Below are 18,844 nucleotides of genomic sequence, written 5' to 3'. Positions count from 1 at the left end.
AAAGCGCTCCCATTCCTCGGTTGCCTTGATCTTGTCACCCGGGATCACTTTTCCGGTTCAGCGCCCACTTCCCGTCCCACGCCGCGGCCGTCCGGGCGGTGCGCCGGTCGCCCATCCGGGGCGGCGGTGGTACAAAGCGGGCGGCAGGACCTACTTAACTCCTATTTCCGCTGGTGGTGTGCTGGTTCAGCGGAGGTAGGAGGCGCCGTTCAGGTCCAGGACCGCGCCGCTCGCCCACTCCGCTTCCGGAGACGCCAGCCAGTGCACCGCGGCGGCCACCTCGTCCGGGCGGGCCACCCGGCCGAACGGGCTCTGCGCGCGTACCGCCGCGCCCCGCTCCGACTTCAGGTGCATGTTGGTCATGTCGGTCTCCACGAACCCGGGCGCCACCGACGCCACCGCGATCCCGTACGGCGCCAGCGCCACCGCCAGCGACTGCCCCATCGCGTTCAGCGCCGCCTTGCTGGCCCCGTACGCGGGCTGCTCCGGCTCGCCGCGGAACGCGCCGCGCGACGACACGTTGACGATCCGCCCGCCGCGTTCGCGCATGTGCCGGGCGGCCGCCCAGGCGGCGTTCGCCGCGCCGAACAGGTTCACCTCGAACGTGTGCCGCCACCGCTGCCGCCAGGTCTCGAAATCCGTGTCGAACACCGGATGTGCGCCGGTCACGGCGCCGAACACCCCGGCGTTGTTGACCAGCACGTCGAGACCGCCGAGGCGTTCGGCGGCCTCGTCGACCATGGACCGCACCGCCTCCGGGTCGGCCAGGTCGGCCCGGACCACCACGTGTCCGGTACCCGGCAGATTCGCCACCAGCTGCTCGGCCAGCGCCGCCGAGTCCCGGTGATGCACCGCCACCCGGTCGCCTCCGGCGGCGAAGCGGGCGGCGACCGCCCGGCCCACGCCCCGCGACGAACCGGTCACCAGCACTCCACGTGATGTCATGCAGTGAGCCTAGGATCACCGACGTGGATAACGACTGCCTGTTCTGTCGCATCGTCGCCGGTGAGATTCCGGCCACGGTCGTACACGAGACCGACACCACACTCGCCTTCCGCGACATCGACCCCAAGGCGCCGGTGCACGTGCTGGTCATCCCCAAGGACCATCACACCGACGTGGTCGCGCTCGCGCTCGCCGACCCGGCCGTCGCGGCCGACGTGCTGGCCGCGGCCGCCGCGGTGGCCGAGGCCGAGGGGCTGCGCGGCGACGGCTTCCGGCTGATCTTCAACAACGGGGGGTACGCGGGGCAGGAGGTCTTCCACGCCCACGGGCACGTGCTCGGTGGTGCGCCCCTCGGACCGATGCTGGCCCGGTCGTGAACCCCCCGGCCGCGCGGTACGAGCGCGCCGTCCGCCGGGCCCAGGCCGACGGGCGGGTGCCGGCGCTCTCGGTGGCGCTGCACCGCGCCGACCGTGAGCTGTGGACCTGCACCGTGGGGACGTCCGGCAACCCGGCGCACCCGCTGGACGCGGACAGCCGGTTCCGGATCGGCTCGGTCACCAAGACCTTCACCGCCGTGCTCACCCTGCAGGCCCGCGACGACGGGCTGCTGCACCTCGACGATCCGATCTCGGCGCACCTCGACGTGCCGGCCCACGGCGACGCGACCGTCCGCCGGCTGTTGTCGCACACCGCCGGCTTCCAGCGCGAACCGTACGGCGACGTGTGGGACACGCTGCTCGCCCCGGACGCCGACACCCTGCTCGCCGACCTGCACCGGGCCGAGCGGGTGTTGCCCAACGCCCGCCGCTTCCACTACTCCAACCTCGGCGTCGCGGTACTCGGTCAGCTGGTCGCCAAGCTGCGCGGCAAGCCCTGGGAGTCGGTGCTCACCGAACGCATCCTGACCCCGCTCCGGCTGACCGCCACCACGGTCGATCCCACCGCCGACGCCGCGGTCGGCTATCTGGTCGACCCGTTCTCCGACGCGGCCAGGCCGGAACCGCAACTCGACCTCGGCGGCGTCGGCCCGGCCGCCCAGCTGTGGAGCACCGCGGCCGACATGGCCCGCTGGGCCGCTTTCCTGGTCAACCCGGAGATCATCGATCCGGACGGCGCGGTCCTCGCGGCCGACACCGTGGACGAGATGCGCTGGCCGGTGACCACCACCGACGAGCAGATGTGGGCCGCCGGTTTCGGGCTCGGCCTGATCCTGGAGCCGGCCGGCAAGCGGGTGGTGCACGTCGGCCACGACGGCGCCATGCCCGGCTTCCTGGCCGGCGTGTACGGCCGGCGCGGCGGCGACGACAACCCCGGCGCGCTGGGCTGCGCGGTGCTCGCCTCCTCCGGCACCGCGTCCACCATCAACGACCTCACCCACGAGCTGCTCAAGCTCGCGGTCGAACTCGACCCGCCGGAGATCCGGCCCTGGGTGCCCAGGCCGCCCGCGCCGGCCGAGTACCGCTCGGTGCTGGGGCAGTGGTGGAGCGAGGGGTACGCGTTCGCGTTCGCCTGGCACGACGGAGCGCTGCAGGCCCGGCCCGTCGACGCGCCCGCGGACCGGCCGCCGGCGGTGTTCCGGCCGCTGCCGGACCGTCCCGACACGCTGCGCACGGTCGCCGGCCGGGAAGCCGGCGAGCTGCTCCGGCTGGTCCGTGACGAGCAGGGCGTGGTCACCCGGATGCACTGGGCGACGTACCGTTTCACCCGGATGCTGGAGACCTTCGACGGGCTGCCGGTCTCGCCCTCCGAACGGCGATAATGGCCTCGGCGGGGGCGGCACCGAACGGATACCATAGGACGGTCCTGACGCGCGCGGACCGACGGCGGAACCGACCGGATTTCGAGAGCGCGCCGAGAAAGAGAGCAGGTGGCGTAGGCCCGCGGGCCGCCCTATGACCGGCACCGAACCATCCAGCGCCGCATCGTCCGGCGCCGCCGTGCCCGGCGCGGCACACGTGCAGTCCCGGATCTCGATCGCCGAGCCGCGGATCATGGTGAACCTGCTCGGCCCCAAGGACGAAATCCTGCGCCTGCTCGAGCGCACCCTCGTCAGCGACGTGCACGTGCGCGGCAACGAGATCACCATGACCGGCGCGCCCGCCGACAACGCCACCGCCGAGCGGCTCTTCGCCGAACTCATCGAGCTGATCGAGAAGGGCGAGACGCTCAGCGTCGACGCGGTCCGGCGCACCCTCAACATGCTCGAGCAGAACACCGCCGAACGCCCCGCCGAGGTGCTCACGCTCAACATCCTGTCCCGGCGCGGGCGCACCATCCGGCCCAAGACCCTGGGCCAGAAGCGCTACGTCGACGCGATCGACGAGAACACCATCGTGTTCGGCATCGGCCCGGCCGGCACCGGCAAGACCTACCTGGCGATGGCGAAGGCCGTCCAGGCGCTGCAGGCCAAGCAGGTCAACCGGATCATCCTGACCCGGCCGGCGGTCGAGGCGGGCGAGCGGCTCGGCTTCCTGCCCGGCACGCTGAACGAGAAGATCGACCCCTACCTGCGCCCGCTGTACGACGCGCTGCACGACATGCTCGACCCGGAGTCGATCCCGCGCCTGATGCAGGCCGGCACGATCGAGGTCGCCCCGCTGGCCTACATGCGCGGCCGGACGCTCAATGATGCATTCATCATTCTGGACGAGGCGCAGAACACCACGCCCGAGCAGATGAAGATGTTCCTGACCCGGCTCGGGTTCGGCGCCAAGATCGTGGTCACCGGCGACGTCACCCAGGTCGACCTGCCCGGCGGCACCACCAGCGGCCTCCGCATCGTGCGGGAGATCCTGAACGGCGTGGAGGACGTCCACTTCGCGGAGCTGTCGAGCTCCGACGTGGTCCGGCACCGGCTGGTCGCCGAGATCGTCGACGCCTACGCCCGCTACGACGCCGAGCAGGACCAACAGGCCGCTCAATCCGTCCACGCCGTACCCGGACGGGCCGCCAGCAGCGGCCGGTCCGGGCGCCGGCGCTGATCCCAAGGGGTACCCGCACCACTATGTCCATCGAGATCGCCAACGAGTCGGGAGTCGAGGTCGACACCGACGCGATCCTCGCGGTAGCCCGGCACGCGCTGGACGAGATGGGGGTCAACCCGCTCGCCGAGCTGTCGATCCTGCTCATCGACATCGACTACATGGCCGAACTCAACCATCGGTGGATGGGCAACGACGGCCCCACCGACGTGCTCGCGTTCCCGATGGACGAGGGCAGCGTCGACCACGGTCCCGGCGAGGCGGGCACCGGTGAGCCGGCGCTGCTCGGCGACATCGTGCTGTCCCCGGAGGTGGCCGCGAAACAGGCCGTCGCCGCCGGGCACACCGCCGCCGACGAACTGCACCTGCTGACCGTGCACGGCACGCTGCACCTGCTGGGCTACGACCACGCGGAACCCGAGGAGGAGCGCGAGATGTTCGCGCTGCAGAACCGGCTCCTGCAGAGCTGGCGAGCCGGACGGCAGGCCGGCTGACACCGTGGATCCGTCCGAAGTCTTCGCGGCGGCCGCCCCGAGCGGCCTGCCCGACCTGCAACTTCTCGTCTACGCCGCGATCCTGGTCGTGCTGGCCGGGCTCGCCTCGATGACCGACGCCGCGCTCGGCAGCGTGTCGACCGCCCGCGCCGCCGAGATGGCCCGCGAGGAACAACGCGGCGCGGCGGCACTGGCCGCGGTGGCCGGCGACGTGGTGCGCCACCTCAACCTGCTGCTCCTGCTGCGCCTGGTCTGCGAGCTGACCGCGACCACGCTGGTGGCGCTGGTGGCGGTCGACACGTACGGCGCCGGCTGGCGGGCCGCGCTGGTCACCGCCGGCGCGATGACGCTGGTCAGCTTCGTGGTGGTGGGTGTGGCGCCGCGCACGGTCGGCCGGCAGCACGCGTACGCGGTCGGCAAGGCCACCGCGCCGCTTGTCCGCTGGCTCGGCAAGGTGCTGAACCCGCTGGCGTCGCTGCTCATCCTGATCGGCAACGCGGTCACGCCCGGCAAGGGCTTCCCGGAGGGCCCGTTCGGCAGCCAGGTCGAGCTGCGCGAACTGGTCGACCTGGCGGAGCAGCGCGGCGTGGTGGAGCACGGCGAACGCGAGATGATCCATTCGGTGTTCGCCCTGGGCGACACGATCGCCCGCGAGGTGATGGTGCCCCGTACCGAAATGGTGTGGATCGAAAGCCCCAAGACGCTGCAGCAGGCGCTCTACCTGTTCCTGCGCTCCGGCTTCTCCCGCATTCCGGTGATCGGCGAGTCCGTCGACGACGTGCTCGGCGTGCTGTATCTGAAGGACGTCGTCCGGCGTACCCAGAGCGGTGACCCGGCGGCCACCGCGGAGCCGGTGGCCGAACTGATGCGCTCGGCCACGTTCGTGCCCGAGTCGAAACCGGTCGACGACCTGTTGTCCGAGATGCAGGCGGCGCGCACCCACCTGGTGATCGTGGTGGACGAGTACGGCGGCACCGCCGGCCTGGTCACCATCGAGGACATCCTCGAGGAGATCGTGGGTGAGATCACCGACGAGTACGACGTCGAACGCCCGCCGGTGGACCACCTCGACGACGGTGCGGTGCGGGTGACCGCGCGGCTGCCGATCGAGGACCTGGGCGAGATCTTCGGCGTCGAACTGCCCGCCGACGAGGTCGAGACGGTGGGCGGGCTGCTGGCGCAGACGCTGGGCCGGGTGCCGATCCCGGGCGCGACCGTGGACGTGGGCGGCCTGCACCTGATCGCCGAAGGCACCACCGGCCGCCGCAACCGGATCGACTCGGTGCTGGTGCGCCGGGTCGAGCCGGAACCCGGCGCCGACGACCGCGACCATGACGAGACCGAGGAAAGACAACCCGCCGATGCCTGAGCAGACCGAGTTCCCTCCCGCCGCCGTGCCGTCCGCGGACGCCGCGCTCGCGGCCGAGGACGCCAAGCTGGTCACCCTGGCACGCAGCGCACGCGCCCGGGTGGGCGCGATCGAGGGGGCGGCGGTCCGCGACCAGGACGGCCGCACCTACGCCGCGGCCACCGTGGTACTGCCCAGCCTGTCCGTGACGGCGCTGCAGCTCGCGGTGGCGTCCGCGGTGGCGGCCGGCGCGACCAAGCTGGAGGCGGCCGGGGTGGTGACCGAGGCGTCCACGCTGGACGGCGCCGGGCATGCCGCGGTGCGCGACCTGGCGGCGGATGCGCCGATCCACGTGGCGGCGCCGGACGGGACGCTGCTCGGCACGGTCACCGCATGACGGACGGATCGCGGGCGAAGGGGCGGGGCGAGGGTGAGCCGCCGGCCACCGACCCGACGACGGGCCGCCGCCTGACGGCGGGGGAGCGGAACGAACTGCGGCGCCAGGAGCGCCGCGCCGCCCGCCGCGGCGCCGGTTCCGGCGCTGGTGTTCCAGTGGAGCGCTCCAGCGGTACACCAGCGCGGTTTCGGGGGGCGGATAACAGCACCGGCGTACCACCGAGGCGGTCCGGTGCTCCAGTGGAGCGCTCCAGTGGAACAGCACGGCAGTCGGGGCGGGGCGCGGAGCCGGGCCGGCGCGGTGGGACGCCCGGCGGGCAGCCCGCTGGGCGGGACCGTGGGCGGGGCGACGCCTCCGGTGGGCAGGTGGCCGGGCGGGACCGTGGGCGTGGTGGGGTGGCCGGTGCCGCGCGGAGCCGTGGACCCGGTGCTTCCGGCGGGGCGGGGAACGCCCGTACCCCCGGAAAGACCCACCGGCACACCGCGGTGGCCGCGGCAGCGGGCGGTGACGACGCCTACCGCGCGGGGTTCGCCTGTTTCGTGGGCCGGCCCAACGCCGGCAAGTCGACGCTGACGAACGCGATCATCGGCCAGAAGATCGCGATCACCTCCAGCAAGCCGCAGACCACCCGGCACATCATCCGGGCCATCCTGCACCGGGAGAATTCGCAGCTGGTGCTGGTCGACACGCCAGGTCTGCACCGGCCCCGGACGCTGCTCGGCGAGCGCCTCAACGACCTGGTGCGGGAGGTGTGGAGCGAGGTCGACGTGATCGGCATCTGCTTCCCGGCGAACGAGCCGGTCGGCGCCGGTGACCGGTTCATCTCGGCGGAGATGGCGCAGCTCAAGGCCACCGTGATCGCGGTGGTGACCAAGGTGGACCTGGTCGACCCGGCGACGCTGGCGGCCCGTCTGCTGGCGGTGAGCGAACTGTACGACTTCGCGGACATCGTGCCGGTCAGCGCGGTCTCCGGGCATCAGGTGGACACGCTGGTGGACGTGATCGCGAAGCATCTGCCGGAGTCGCCGCAGCTGTATCCGGACGACATGCTCACCGACGAGCCGGAGCAGGTGCTGATCGCCGAGCTGATCCGCGAGGCGGCGCTGGAGGGGGTGCGGGACGAACTGCCGCACTCGATCGCGGTGCTGGTCGAGGAGATGCAGGTCGAGGGCGGCCTGACCAAGATCTATGCGGACCTGTACGTGGAACGCTCCAGCCAGAAGTCGATCGTGATCGGGACCCGCGGCGAGCGGCTGCGTGACGTCGGCATCAAGGCCCGTGCGGAGATCGAGGCGTTGCTCGATACCCGGGTCTACCTGGACCTGCACGTGCGGGTGGCGAAGGAGTGGCAGCGGGATCCGCGGCAGCTTCGCAAACTCGGCTTCTGAAACCCCTTATGGGATAACTCACGCTGGTTTGCGGGTGGTTGCGGCGTTTCGGTACTCATCGAAACATGCGCAACCGCTACTTGGATCTGCTTCGTGCCGTGGCGGTCGTGCGGGTGGTCGTCTACCACCTCACCGGCTGGTCCGTGCTGACCATCGCGTTCCCGGCCATGGCGGTGATGTTCGCGCTGGCCGGCTCGATGATGGCGGCCTCGCTGGACCGGTCCGGGCCGATTGCGGTGGAACGCCGGCTGCACCGTCTGCTGCCCTCGGTGTGGGTGCTGTCCGCGGTCGCCGTGCCCGCCATGCTGATCGGCGGGATGGCCTGGGACTGGCAGGTGCTGTTCTGGTTCTTTCCGCTGGTCGATCCGCCCGCCGCGGGTGACTGGACCACCGCGCTCAGCGCCACCTGGTACCTGCGTGACCTGCTCTGGTTCGTGCTGCTCTCGCCGCTGCTGCTGCCACTGTTCAGGCGGTTCCCGCTGCCGGTCGTGGCGACGCCGTACGCCGCGCTGGCCCTGTTCGCCGCGACCGGCGTGACACCGCACGGCATCGTCCGCGACCTGGCCCTGTACGGCGGCGCCTGGCTGCTCGGCTTCGCCCACCACGACGGGCTGCTGCGGCCGCGCCGCCTGCTCTGGGTGGCCGGCGCGCTGGCCGTGGCGGCGGCCGGGTGGATCGTCACCCATCCCGGGCCGCGCGGGTACGACCTCAACGACATCCCGCTCGGCAACGCGCTCTGGTCGGCCGCGTTCATCCTGGTGCTGCTGCGGTTCGCCCCGGCGGTACGTCCGCACCGGGCGGTGACGGTGCTCAACTCGCGCGCGCTGACCGTGTACCTGTGGCACGTGCCGATCATCGTGGCGGTCACCTACGCCGGGGAGGACGCCGGCTGGCCGGTGCGCGGGGCGCTCGGCATCGGCTGGCGCCTGGCCGCGGTGGTGGCGTTGCTGGCCGTGGTGGTGCTGCTGGCCGGCTGGGTCGAGGACCTGGCCGCGGGCCGCCGGCCCACGCTGGTCCCGCGAACTGTCGGACCCGCGCGCAAGGATGGTCCCCATGAGGATCACCCCCACCCAGGTACGCCGCACGTACTACGTCCTCGGGTTCGGCAGCACACTTGCCGCGTCCCTGATCTGGGGCGTGAACACGATCTTCCTGCTGGACGCCGGGCTGACCAACTTCGAGGCGTTCGCGGCTAACGCGTTCTTCACCGCCGGCATGGTGCTGTTCGAGGTGCCCACCGGCATCGTGGCGGACACCTGGGGCCGCCGCGCGTCCTACCTGCTCGGCACCGCGACGCTGGCCGCGTCCACCGCGCTCTACCTGTGGCTGTGGCACGTCGACGGCCCGTTCTGGGCATGGGCGGTGTCCAGCGTCCTGATCGGCCTGGGCTTCACGTTCTTCTCCGGCGCGACCGAGGCCTGGCTGGTGGACGCGCTGCACGCCACCGGCGACGACGGCCCGCTGGACGCGGTGTTCGCCCGGGCCCAGGTGTTCATGGGGGTGGGCATGCTGGTGGGCGCGGGCGGCGGCGGATTCCTGGCGCAGGTCGCCGGGCTGGCCGCGCCCTACCTGATGCGGGCGGGCATCCTGGTGGTCATCTTCGGGGTGGCCGCGCTGCTCATGCACGACCTGGGGTTCACCCCGGACCGCGGCCGCGGCCCGGTGCGGGAGATGCGGCACATCGTCGGGCAGTCCGTGGAGCACGGCCTCAAGGTCCGCTCGGTGCGCTGGCTGATGCTGGCCGCACCGTTCACCGGCAGCGTGGGGATCTACGTCGGGTACGCGCTGCAGCCGCACCTGCTCGACCTGTGGGGCGACGACACGGCGTACGCGGTGGCCGGCCTGGCCGCGGCGCTGCTGGCCGCCGCGCAGATCCTCGGCGGCCTGCTCACCCCGAGGGTGCGGACGCTGTTCCGCCGCCGCACCGACATGCTGCTGGTCATGATCGGCGCCGGGGCGCTGGCCGTGCTGCTGATCGCGCTGATCGACAACTTCTGGGTGGTGCTCGGGCTGATCGCGGTGTGGGGCCTGGTCGGCGCGGCGGCGATGCCGGTGCGGCAGGCGTACCTGAACGGCATGATCCCGTCCCGGCAGCGTGCCACCATCCTGTCGTTCGACTCGCTGATGTCGTCGTCCGGCGGGGTGGTGGCGCAGCCGGCGCTGGGCCGGGCCGCGGACGTCTGGGGCTACCCGGCGTCGTTCGCGTTCTCCGCCGCCCTGGCCGCGCTGGCGCTGCCGTTCGTCTGGCTGTCCCGGCGGGAGCGGGCTCCGGCCGACACCCGGGTGGACGAGCCGGCGCCGACTGTGGCCTGAGCGGACCGGCGCCGACCGTGGTCTGAACGGCCCTGCACCGGCCGTGGCCGGACCGGCCCGGCGCCGACTGTGGCCTGAGCGGCCCGGCGCCGGTCAGGGCGCGGGCAGCCCCGCCACGGTGGCGTCGCCGCTGCTGGTCTTGATGTCGAGCACGTTCTTGGACGCCGGGTCACGCACCACGCCGGCCACCTCGGCGTCACCCGAGTTGGTGTTCGTCCGCACCTGGTACGCGCCGGACGGCACCAGCACCTCGACGTCGCCGCTGGTGGTGTGTGCCGTCACCGATGCCGCCTCGGTGATCCGCACCTCGACGTCGCCCGAGGTGGTGCGGGCGTTGACCGGGCCGCCGTTCGCGTTCATCACCCGCAGGTCGCCGGAGGTGGCGTTCAGCGTCGCGCCGGCCCGGGCGTTGTGCACCACGATGTCGCCGGACGTGGTCTTCACCTGGACCGCGCCGGTGGACCCGGCCACGGCGATGTTGCCGCTGGTCACCTTGAGGTCGGCGGCACCCACGTCGGCCAGGGCCACGTCGCCGGAGCGCAGCTCGCCGCGCACCTTGACCCCGGCCGGCGCCTCGATCTGGTACGACGCGGTGCAGTTCCGCCCGCAGTCCGTGTCGATGTGCAGCACCGTGCCCTCGAGCCGGTACGAGGGCTCCGGGTCGGACCGCCGGTGCACCACCCGGGTGATCCGGGTCTCGGTGATCGCCGCGGTCTTGACCGCCACGTCGCCGCTGCCCCCGGCCATCACGATCTCGCTGACCTTGACCTTCTCGGTGTCGTGGAACGTCAGCCGCGCGCCCACGCCGTTGTCGCAGCCGGCCAGCACGGTCGCGGCGGCCGTGGCGAGGACAGCGAGAGCGCCGGTGCGCCGGGTCAGGTTCGTGGTCATGCCGAGAACGCTATGGCGGGGGTGCACACCGGCGCCATCGGTCCTGTCACCCAGGCGTCCCGGAAAACACCCTGAGATGCCTCAGGGTTTGTCGTACCCGCAGGGCAGAATGGCCCGGTGCCCGCCGGATACCGCCGCCAGCTCTACCGCGACGACGCGGTGGTGCTGCGCGTGCAGAAACTGGGCGAGAGCGACCGGATCATCACGCTGCTGACCCGCCGGCACGGCCGGCTGCGGGCGGTCGCCCGGGGGGTCCGCCGCACGATGTCCCGGTTCGGCGCCCGGCTGGAGCCGTTCGGCCACATCGACCTGCAGCTCGCCGGCTCGCCCGAGGGTGTGGGCAGCTCGCTGCACTCGGTGAGCCAGGTCGAGGCGGTCGCGCTGTACGGCAAGGAGTTCCTCGACGACTACCCGCGCTACACCGCGGCCAGCGCGATCGCCGAGACCGCCGAGCGGCTCACCCCGGTCGAGCGCGAGCCGGCCCTGCGCCTGTTCCAGCTCACGCTCGGCGCGCTCAAGGCGCTCGCCGCCCGGGAACACGCCGGCAGCCTGGTGCTCGACGCCTACCTGCTGCGGGGCATGTCGGTGGCCGGCTGGGCGCCGGCACTGGCCGCGTGCGCGGTGTGCGGCACGCCGGGGCAGCACGGCGCTTTTTCCGTACCCGCCGGGGGTTCGGTCTGCCCGGACTGCCGCCCACCCGGCGCGGCCCACCCGGCGCCGGCCACGCTGGGTCTGATGACCGCGTTGACCGTCGGCGACTGGCAGGTCGCCGACGCGGCCGAGAGCCCGGTCCGCCGCGAGTGCAGCGGGCTGGTCGCCGCACACCTGCAATGGCACATGGAGCGGGCACTGCGCTCGCTGCCACTGGTCGACCGACGGGAGAATCCGTGACACCCCGACCGCCCGCCCCCCACATCTCCGGTGTGACACCCCCGGTGATCCCGCGGGAGGCGCTGCCGAAACACGTGGCGCTCGTGATGGACGGCAACGGGCGCTGGGCCAAGGAGCGCGGCCTGTCCCGCACCAAGGGCCACGAGCAGGGCGAGTTCTCGCTGTTCGACACCATCGAGGGCGCGATCGAGCTGGGCATCCCGTACCTCTCGGCGTACGCGTTCTCCACCGAGAACTGGAAACGCTCGCCCGAGGAGGTGCGCTTCCTGATGGGCTTCAACCGGGACGTGATCCGCCGGCGCCGGGACCAGCTGGTCGAGCTGGGCGTGCGGGTGGTGTGGTCCGGGCGGGCCGGCCGGCTGTGGAAGAGCGTGATCTCGGAGTTGCAGACGGCCGAGGAGATGTCCCGCGGCAACTCCACGCTGACGCTGCAGTTCTGCGTCAACTACGGCGGCCAGGCCGAGATCGCCGACGCGACCGCCGCGATCGCCCGGGAGGTGGCGGCCGGCCGCCTCAAGCCCGACAAGATCAACGAGAAGACCATCGCGAAGTACCTCTACCACCCCGAGGTGCCGGAGGTGGACCTGTTCCTGCGCCCGTCCGGCGAGCAGCGCACGTCGAACTTCCTGCTCTGGCAGGCGGCGTACGCGGAGCTGGTCTTCCTGGACACGCTCTGGCCCGACTTCGACCGCCGCCACCTGTGGTATGCGTGCGAGCTGTACGCGAGCCGGGACCGCCGTTTCGGCGGCGCCGTGCCCAACCCGGTCGCCCCGGCCGGCTAGCCGACCAGTTCCCAGGGGGCGTCGGCTCCCGGCCCTTCTCGGCGGGCGGCTTTGCCCGGTATGCGGCCTTATTCCGGCGAGATCTTGGAGGCTCGCACGAATCTTGGAGCCGCACCGCCCCCCCCGGAGGGGCGTTTCCTCTCCAAGATCTGCCCCAGCCTCCAAGATCTAACCGGTACCGAACGGCGCGACACCGGCACGAAGCGGAACAAATCAGATCGCGGCGTTCCGAGATCTAGCCGCCGTCGACCGGGAGCAGCACGCGCCGGTCGGTCAGGCCGGTCACCTCGTCGACGTAGGGCGGGCCGACCACCCGGGCGCCGCACGCGACGTAGAAGCCGACGGCCGATGCGCGGGCGTCCGCCCACAGGATCGACTCGCCCGCCGAGCGCGCCCGATCGGCGACCGCGGCGAGCAGCCGGCGGCCGGCTCCCCGGCCGCGGTGGGCGCCGTCCACCGCCATCGCCCAGAAGTACCGGGCCGGCTGTTCCGGCGCGTCCGGACACGGCCACCTGGCATGCGACACCACCGCGATCACCGCGGTCCCGTCCACCAGGGCGAGGTGGGACGCGGTCCCGTCGTCTATCCGGGTGGCCGGCTCCGCCCAGCCCAGCACCCCGGACCGCAGCCCGAAGGTCGCCTCCACGGTGACCTCGGTGAGATCCACCCGGTCACGCCATGCCGCGGAGCACGGTGTGCAGCACCTTGTCGGCGAGGTTGCCGGTGACCCGGGGACGGGCCAGGAACCAGAACTCGTGACCGGTGGCGGCTTCGGTGGGGTCCTTCTCCCGGGTCACCTGGAGGCCCCGCTCCCGGAACGCGGTCACCAGCCGGCCGCGGGACTGCTCGTCGCGGCGGTACACGTTGGCCAGCAGGAAGCCGTCCGTGCCGACCAGTTCGGCCATCGCGGCGATGTGCGCGGTGGGCAGCCGGAAGTGGAAGACGAACACGCTGACCAGCGCGGACGGTGGCCGGTCGGCGTACTGCAGGGCGGCGTCCTCCGGGTCGTAGCACTCCAGGCCGAGCCTGCGGTTCTCCGCGACCACCTCGGGGTCGATGTCGACGCCGACGAGGGCCACGTCACGCGGAAGGTACGGCCGGAGCGGGTGGTAGCCGCAGCCCCAGTCCAGGACGCCGGTCACCCCGGCGGCGACCAGGCCGTCCGCCATGGCCCGCTTGACCCGCCGGTTGGTGGCGTGCTGCCGCGAGCCCCGGTCGTCGATCAGCGGGCGGCGGAGCCGGTTGACCTTCTGAATCTGCCGCGGCGCCAGGTCTTCGGTGCGGTGCGGCAGCCGGATGACGTCCATGAACATCTGCGGTCTGTGTAAGGGACGGCGCACGTGTCACCCGACCTCGTTGTCGGCGGATTCTCAGTTGGCCCCGGTCAGCCAGATCCGCTCCATGGTACCGACGTACCGTTCCCGGTGCTGTTCCCGGGAGAGCGCCCGGAGCAGGAATTCCATGTGGTCGCAGATCTCCTGGGCGCGGCGCGCGGACGGGCAGGTCTCGGTGAGTTCGGCGGCGTACCGGTCGGCGTCGTCGTAGGAACCCCGCAGCACCGTGTCCGACCACCGGATCACGGCCGCCCAGATGTTCTTGATCTTCGCCCGGCGCTCGCCCTCCTCGAGCAGGTTCATCGCCTCGGTGGAGCGTTCCCGGGCCTGCGGGAACGCCTGCATCTGCGCGGCCAGCAGGGCCAGGTAGAACGGGGTGGTGATCAACGTCGGGTCCAGCTCGTACGCCCGCAGGTGCGCGTCGCGGGACCCGGCGAAGTCACCGGAGTCCCGCCGCAGCAGGCCTAGGCAGTTCCAGTTGGTGGCATGGTCCGGGCCCGCCTCGGTGGCCCGGTCGGCGTGCAGATGCGCGGCGTTCGGGTCGGTGTAGCGGTACAGGTACGCCAGCGCCCGCTCGCCGCGGTCCCGCAGCAGCCCTCCGTCGATCGCGGCCCGCAACTCGTGCGCGGCCTCGGCGTCCCGGCCCAGGTTGGTCAGCGAGCGGCCCAGCCGGTACCGCACCCGGGTGTTCTTCGGGTCCAGTTCCAGCGCCCGCTGGAGGAACTCGATGGCCTTCTCGTACTGGCCGGTGCGGTACGCCGCCTCGCCCTGGTTGAACAGGTACGACACCTCGACGATGGTGCTGACCCGCTGGTCCAGGTCGCTGATCTGGGTCTGCAGCCGCACGTTGAGCTGCCGGATCGACTCGGACTGCGTCTCGGTCACCTCGGCCGCGGTGCGGGCCCGGTCGAGCAGTTCGTTCGCCTCCACCGACAGCGCCTCGGCGGCCTGCACCGCCCGGTTGCCCTCGTCCAGGATCTCGCCGGCCACCCGCTTCTGCTCGTCCAGCTCGCGGCGGGCACGCTGGCCGGTCTCCCGGATCGAGCGCAGTTCCCGGATGCCGACGAAGCCGGCCGCCACGAACAGGATGGTGAGCACGGACATCAGCAGCGCGAACCCGGCCAGCACGAGACCGGACCAGGTGACGATCAGGTCGGCGAGCTGTCCGAGGTCGTCGTCCGGGGGCGGGGCGGGGGCGGCGAAGGGCATCGGTCGATTATGGCGGTGACCCGCCCAGGACGCGCACCACGGCTTCCACATCGGACAAATCCGGGAGTACGACGTCCGCGCCCGCCTCGGCCAGGGTCGCCGCGCTGGTGTTGCCGGTGGCCACGCCGACCGCGAAGGCGCCGTTGGCCAGCGCCGCGGTCACGTCGTGCTCGGTGTCGCCGACGACCACCACGGCCAGCGGCCCGCCGTACTTCGCCTCGGCCCGCTCCCGGCTGCGGCGCACCAGCGTGGCGCGTACCCGGTCGTCCGTACCGTAGCCACCCACCTCGGCGTCGAACGCGCCGCTCAGGCCGAACGCGGCCACCTTGGCCGCGGCCACCTCCGGCACGTTGCCGGTGACCAGCGTCTGCACCACGGTCCGGTCGGCGCCGAGCCGGTCCAGCACCTCGCGGACGCCGGGCAGCAGCGCGCCCTGCTCGGCGAAGAGGTGCCGGTCGGCGTGCACCAGCTCGACGTACCGGGCGAAGAACCGTTCCGGCGTGCAGTCGGTGACGCCGTGCGTGGCGAACACCTCGGCGCAGATGTCCGCGTCGGTACGCCCGCCGAACGCCGGTGTCTCCCGCCAGGCCACCCCGGTCAGCTCGACGAACGCCGCCTGCCACGCGCGGGCTGCGACCCCGCCGCCGTACAGCAGCGTGCGGTCGATGTCCCACATGACCAGCCGACGTGGCGCGCTCACTCGGCCAACCGGCGCTCGATGTGCTCGACCTTGCTGGTGAGCGCGCCCGTCACGCCGGGCCGGACGTCCGCCTTGAGGGACAGGCTGACCCGCGGCGCGCCGGCCGCCACCACGTCCACGGCCTGTTTGACGACCGCCATCACCTCGTCCCACTCACCCTCGATCGTGGTGAACATGGCGTCGGTGCGGTTCGGCAGGCCGGAGGCCCGGACCACGCGCACCGCCTCGGCGACCAGGTCGCCCACGGATTCGCCCCCGCCCAGCGGGGTCACAGAGAACGCAACCAGCATCCCTCCACCCTGCCAGGGCCCCGGACCACGACGCTCAGTGGGCGGCGCAGCACGGCGTCGGGTGCCGCCGTTCGAACGGCATCAGGCGCCCGCCGGCGGCCGGCGTCGTGGTCAGCACCAGGTCGCCGTCGCGCCACACCGGACGGACGTGGTCGTCGGTGTCCAGCAACGTCTCCGGCCCGGCCGCCCCGCCACCCAGCACCTCCACCCGGTCGATCGCGGTACGCGCCAGCACGTCCGCGACGGTGAGCGTGCCGACCAGGTGCTCCACGCCGGGGAAGCGGACCGCCCGGCCGCCCGTGGTGGCGTCCAGGGTGACCACCACGTGCGGCCGCGGCGTGCGGACCAGATGCGTGCAGGCCAGCGGCGGAGCCGGATCCAGCGTCGCGATCCAATGCTCGGCCGCGGCCAGGTCCGGGTGCGACGACTCCGTCACCGCGGCAGCACCCAGATCGGGTTGGTGTAGAACCACAGGTCGCCCCACGGGTCCGCGTCGCCGAGCACGTCCAGCTTCGGGCCGTACGGGTCGGTCGCCGCACCCATCAGGCCGGGCTGGGTGCGCTTGCCGTCGGTGCCCCGCAGCCGCAGGTAGAACGGCTTGTCCAGGCGGCCCAGCGGATACCGGACGGACAGCCGCCGGGCGCCGGCCGACACCTCGTACGACTGCACGACGCGAGTGTCCGGCGCGGTGAAGGCGTCTTTGTCGGCGACCGGGCCGGTGACCGTGCCGACGATCACGTCGACGCGGCGGAGCACCGGCACGAACTGCGCCCAGTTCGGCCGGTCCTGCAGATCGATCTCGAGGGTCAGTTCGGTCGGCACGCCGCGCTTGACCCGCAGTACCCCGCCGAGCGGCGTACCCGTGGCCGCCCGGTGGTCGCCGGCCACCCGTACCCGGGCATCCAGGTTTTTGATCAGCCGGCCGTGGTCCACCCAGACCCGGCCGTCCCGCAGGCCGTCCATCACGGCCTTGTAGGTGGCGTTGCGCGCGCCCACGTTGGTGCGCCCGTAGAAGCCCGGCCAGAAGTCGCCCGCGCTGGTGTTGGGCCGCCCGGCGTGCACCGGGTCCGGATACCGGCCGTCCACGTCGAAGGCGCCGCCCGGGCCCCGCTCGGAGGTGTCCAGATAGTTGACGTGGCTGTCCGAGTTCACGGTGATCCACCACGCCTTGCCCTCGGCCAGCAGACTGTCCCACAACCCGCCGACGGTGGCGGTCATCCAGTCGAAGCCACCCCAGGTCCGGTACGTCTCCAGCGGATAGCCGGCGAACGACGCGGCCGACGGGTTGTTGTCGTAGTAGCCGCGGGTCCCGCCCCGCCCGTGCGGCGCCGGGATGCCGGCCGCCTGGTGCCCGGGCGCGCCCTCCATGCCGATCGCCACCGTCGGGTCGGCGTCCCGCCAGTTGCGCAACTCGTGCGGCGAGTCGACGCCACGGCGCCCCGGGTGGTTCGCCAGGAACAGCGCGCCCTCCACCTTGCGGGCCCGGACCTGCTCCCCGAGAAACTTGATGCCGGCGATCGCGGCCGCCTCGTTCTGTGCCTCGGTGTTGCTCGCCGGCAGTTGCGTCCCGTCGTACGCCTGCTCGAACTTCTTCAGCACCTCGACCTCGTGCCGTCCCGGATGCACGAACACGGTGGCATGCTCGGCCGCCGGGATGTTCCACTCCAGACCCTGGAAGGTCAGCAGCCCCGGCAGTTCCTTGCGGGTGGCCACGATGTCCGGGTTGACCTTCTCCACCCCGATCTTCGCGTGCGCGTTGCTGCCATGATCCGTGATGACCAGCCAGTCCAGCCCGAACGCCTGCCCTTGCTGCGCCTGGTCGATCACCCGGTACTGACCGTCCGAGCTGTACTGGGTGTGAATGTGATGATCACCCGCGAGCCACCGGAAGCCGCCCTTCTCGCTGCCCCCGCCGGCCGGCCCGTGCGCGTGCGGCAACCCGGCCGCGGCGGCCACCGACGGCGCGGCGAGCACCGACGCGGCCGCGCCGGCCCCGAGCAGACCGGCGCCACGCAGGAAACCCCGCCGGGAGACGTCGGCGGGCGACAGCTCATCGTCCGGCACGCTCAGATCCAGAGCCGGGGGTACGTCCGAAGCGTCGTGCTGGTGCTCGTGCTCGTGCGGGTGATGACCGTGACCCATCTCAACGTCTCCAGAGATCGACATGCAAGGAACGGCATCAATCTCACGGCGAGTCCTCAACGGCGGATGGCCTTCGAATGGCGGCCGGACGAACACGTCACGGCCGTCCACGTGGTACCGGTCTTTCCGCCGTCCCCGGGTCTGACCTTGTACCGGGCGGGGTGGTCTCCAGTCGCGACCCCTGCTCTGTGGCGACTTCCGGTGCGGTGGGTGCCGTGGCTGGGTGGTGTGGGGGTTTTGGGTGTGGTGGGTGGCGTGGTTCTGCACGTGGCTGGGTGGTGGGTGGTGTGTGGGGGTTTTGGGTGTGGTGGGTGGCGTGGTTCCACACGTGGCTGGGCGATGGGTGGCGTGTGGGGACTTCGGGTGCGGAGCGCGCCGCGTCGCCACACGGACGTCACCCCTCCGCCACGCCGGCACGCACCCCGCCCGCGCCCCGCTCCATCTCGTTCAGCGCCTGCGTTCCCGTTGACCTTGGACTTGTGGTGCCCGATTCGTCGGTGTGATGCCCCTTATGTCGCCACCACAACTCCAAGATCGCCGCACGCCGCACGCCGCACGCCGCACGCCGCACCGCACCGCCGCCACCGCGCCACGCCACGCCACCGCGCCACGCCACTGCACCGCGCCGCGCCACTGCACCGCGCCGCGCCACGCCGCGCCGCGCCGCGCCACTGCACCGCGCCCCGCCACGCCGCGCCACTGCACCGCGCCGCGCCCCGCCACGCCGCGCCACTGCACC

At 72.3% G+C, this 18,844-nt stretch carries 20 protein-coding genes; 11 read left to right on the top strand and 9 right to left on the bottom strand.

The window, feature by feature from the left end; translation table 11 throughout:
• Positions 1 to 186: 186 nt before the first annotated feature.
• Complete coding sequence (locus LDL48_RS34170) at positions 187 to 945, bottom strand: SDR family NAD(P)-dependent oxidoreductase (RefSeq protein ID WP_225259274.1); 759 nt, start codon at positions 943 to 945, stop codon at positions 187 to 189.
• On the opposite strand from LDL48_RS34170, the gene LDL48_RS34165 reads away from it, so the two are divergent.
• The 9 genes from LDL48_RS34165 (at position 939) to LDL48_RS34125 (ending at position 9,866) form a co-directional block, all read left to right on the top strand.
• Positions 939 to 1,322 carry an HIT domain-containing protein gene (locus LDL48_RS34165; RefSeq protein ID WP_225259273.1) on the top strand — a complete coding sequence of 128 codons (384 nt, stop codon included), beginning with the start codon at positions 939 to 941 and terminating at the stop codon, positions 1,320 to 1,322. The genes LDL48_RS34170 and LDL48_RS34165 overlap by 7 nt on opposite strands.
• On the top strand, positions 1,319 to 2,704 hold the full coding sequence (locus tag LDL48_RS34160) for a serine hydrolase domain-containing protein (RefSeq protein WP_225259272.1): 1,386 nt from the start codon (positions 1,319 to 1,321) through the stop codon (positions 2,702 to 2,704). Before LDL48_RS34165 ends, LDL48_RS34160 begins: the two co-directional genes overlap by 4 nt.
• A 133-nt stretch (positions 2,705 to 2,837) precedes the next feature.
• Complete coding sequence (locus tag LDL48_RS34155; protein ID WP_372472254.1) at positions 2,838 to 3,926, top strand: PhoH family protein; 1,089 nt, start codon at positions 2,838 to 2,840, stop codon at positions 3,924 to 3,926.
• A gap of 23 nt (positions 3,927 to 3,949) precedes the next feature.
• Positions 3,950 to 4,420: an rRNA maturation RNase YbeY gene (gene ybeY / locus LDL48_RS34150; protein ID WP_225259271.1), complete on the top strand. Its 471-nt coding sequence runs from the start codon at positions 3,950 to 3,952 to the stop codon at positions 4,418 to 4,420.
• A gap of 4 nt (positions 4,421 to 4,424) precedes the next feature.
• Positions 4,425 to 5,789 carry a hemolysin family protein gene (locus LDL48_RS34145; RefSeq protein WP_225259270.1) on the top strand — a complete coding sequence of 455 codons (1,365 nt, stop codon included), beginning with the start codon at positions 4,425 to 4,427 and terminating at the stop codon, positions 5,787 to 5,789.
• Positions 5,782 to 6,165, top strand: coding sequence for a cytidine deaminase-like protein (locus tag LDL48_RS34140; RefSeq protein WP_225259269.1), 384 nt, complete (start codon positions 5,782 to 5,784; stop codon positions 6,163 to 6,165). The genes LDL48_RS34145 and LDL48_RS34140 overlap by 8 nt, the downstream gene beginning before the upstream one ends.
• Positions 6,166 to 6,650: 485 nt before the next feature.
• On the top strand, positions 6,651 to 7,553 hold the full coding sequence (era, locus tag LDL48_RS34135; protein ID WP_225259268.1) for a GTPase Era: 903 nt from the start codon (positions 6,651 to 6,653) through the stop codon (positions 7,551 to 7,553).
• A 65-nt stretch (positions 7,554 to 7,618) separates the two neighbouring features.
• Complete coding sequence (locus LDL48_RS34130) at positions 7,619 to 8,749, top strand: acyltransferase family protein (protein WP_225259267.1); 1,131 nt, start codon at positions 7,619 to 7,621, stop codon at positions 8,747 to 8,749.
• The gene (locus LDL48_RS34125) at positions 8,691 to 9,866 is read left to right on the top strand and encodes an MFS transporter (RefSeq protein WP_308016527.1); all 1,176 of its coding nucleotides are present in this window, start codon (positions 8,691 to 8,693) and stop codon (positions 9,864 to 9,866) included. The genes LDL48_RS34130 and LDL48_RS34125 overlap by 59 nt, the downstream gene beginning before the upstream one ends.
• Before the next feature lie 93 nt (positions 9,867 to 9,959).
• On the opposite strand, the gene LDL48_RS34120 is transcribed toward LDL48_RS34125, so the two are convergent.
• Positions 9,960 to 10,757 (bottom strand): DUF4097 family beta strand repeat-containing protein, encoded by a 798-nt coding sequence (locus LDL48_RS34120; protein ID WP_225259266.1) that lies wholly within the window; start codon positions 10,755 to 10,757, stop codon positions 9,960 to 9,962.
• 117 nt (positions 10,758 to 10,874) lie between these two features.
• Between LDL48_RS34120 and recO the strand changes: the two genes are divergently transcribed.
• Positions 10,875 to 11,648: a DNA repair protein RecO gene (gene recO, locus LDL48_RS34115; protein ID WP_225259265.1), complete on the top strand. Its 774-nt coding sequence runs from the start codon at positions 10,875 to 10,877 to the stop codon at positions 11,646 to 11,648.
• On the top strand, positions 11,645 to 12,430 hold the full coding sequence (locus tag LDL48_RS34110; protein ID WP_372472253.1) for an isoprenyl transferase: 786 nt from the start codon (positions 11,645 to 11,647) through the stop codon (positions 12,428 to 12,430). Before recO ends, LDL48_RS34110 begins: the two co-directional genes overlap by 4 nt.
• Before the next feature lie 235 nt (positions 12,431 to 12,665).
• Here the strand turns inward: LDL48_RS34110 and LDL48_RS34105 are convergent, their stop codons facing one another.
• Genes LDL48_RS34105 through LDL48_RS34075 form a run of 7 tightly spaced genes read right to left on the bottom strand, consistent with a single transcriptional unit; the run spans position 12,666 to position 18,129 of the window.
• On the bottom strand, positions 12,666 to 13,097 hold the full coding sequence (locus LDL48_RS34105; protein ID WP_225259263.1) for a GNAT family N-acetyltransferase: 432 nt from the start codon (positions 13,095 to 13,097) through the stop codon (positions 12,666 to 12,668).
• A gap of 4 nt (positions 13,098 to 13,101) precedes the next feature.
• Positions 13,102 to 13,743 (bottom strand): class I SAM-dependent methyltransferase, encoded by a 642-nt coding sequence (locus LDL48_RS34100; protein ID WP_225259262.1) that lies wholly within the window; start codon positions 13,741 to 13,743, stop codon positions 13,102 to 13,104.
• Between the two features lie 57 nt (positions 13,744 to 13,800).
• A complete protein-coding gene (locus LDL48_RS34095) occupies positions 13,801 to 14,973 on the bottom strand; it encodes a tetratricopeptide repeat protein (protein ID WP_225259261.1) in 1,173 nt (390 codons plus the stop codon).
• A 7-nt stretch (positions 14,974 to 14,980) separates the two neighbouring features.
• Positions 14,981 to 15,673, bottom strand: coding sequence for an HAD family hydrolase (locus LDL48_RS34090; RefSeq protein WP_225259260.1), 693 nt, complete (start codon positions 15,671 to 15,673; stop codon positions 14,981 to 14,983).
• The gene (locus tag LDL48_RS34085) at positions 15,670 to 15,963 is read right to left on the bottom strand and encodes an MTH1187 family thiamine-binding protein (protein ID WP_225259259.1); all 294 of its coding nucleotides are present in this window, start codon (positions 15,961 to 15,963) and stop codon (positions 15,670 to 15,672) included. Before LDL48_RS34085 ends, LDL48_RS34090 begins: the two co-directional genes overlap by 4 nt.
• Positions 15,964 to 15,997: 34 nt before the next feature.
• Positions 15,998 to 16,399, bottom strand: a complete 402-nt coding sequence (locus LDL48_RS34080) for a hypothetical protein (protein ID WP_225259258.1) — start codon at positions 16,397 to 16,399, stop codon at positions 15,998 to 16,000.
• Positions 16,396 to 18,129: a PHP domain-containing protein gene (locus LDL48_RS34075; RefSeq protein ID WP_225259257.1), complete on the bottom strand. Its 1,734-nt coding sequence runs from the start codon at positions 18,127 to 18,129 to the stop codon at positions 16,396 to 16,398. The genes LDL48_RS34080 and LDL48_RS34075 overlap by 4 nt, the downstream gene beginning before the upstream one ends.
• Positions 18,130 to 18,844 lie beyond the last annotated feature (715 nt).

This window comes from Jidongwangia harbinensis, from assembly GCF_020216025.1.
Taxonomy (GTDB): domain Bacteria; phylum Actinomycetota; class Actinomycetes; order Mycobacteriales; family Micromonosporaceae; genus Actinoplanes; species Actinoplanes harbinensis.
The sequence above is the reverse complement of the archived record's forward strand: the minus strand, read 5'-3'. Positions and strand labels throughout refer to the sequence as shown.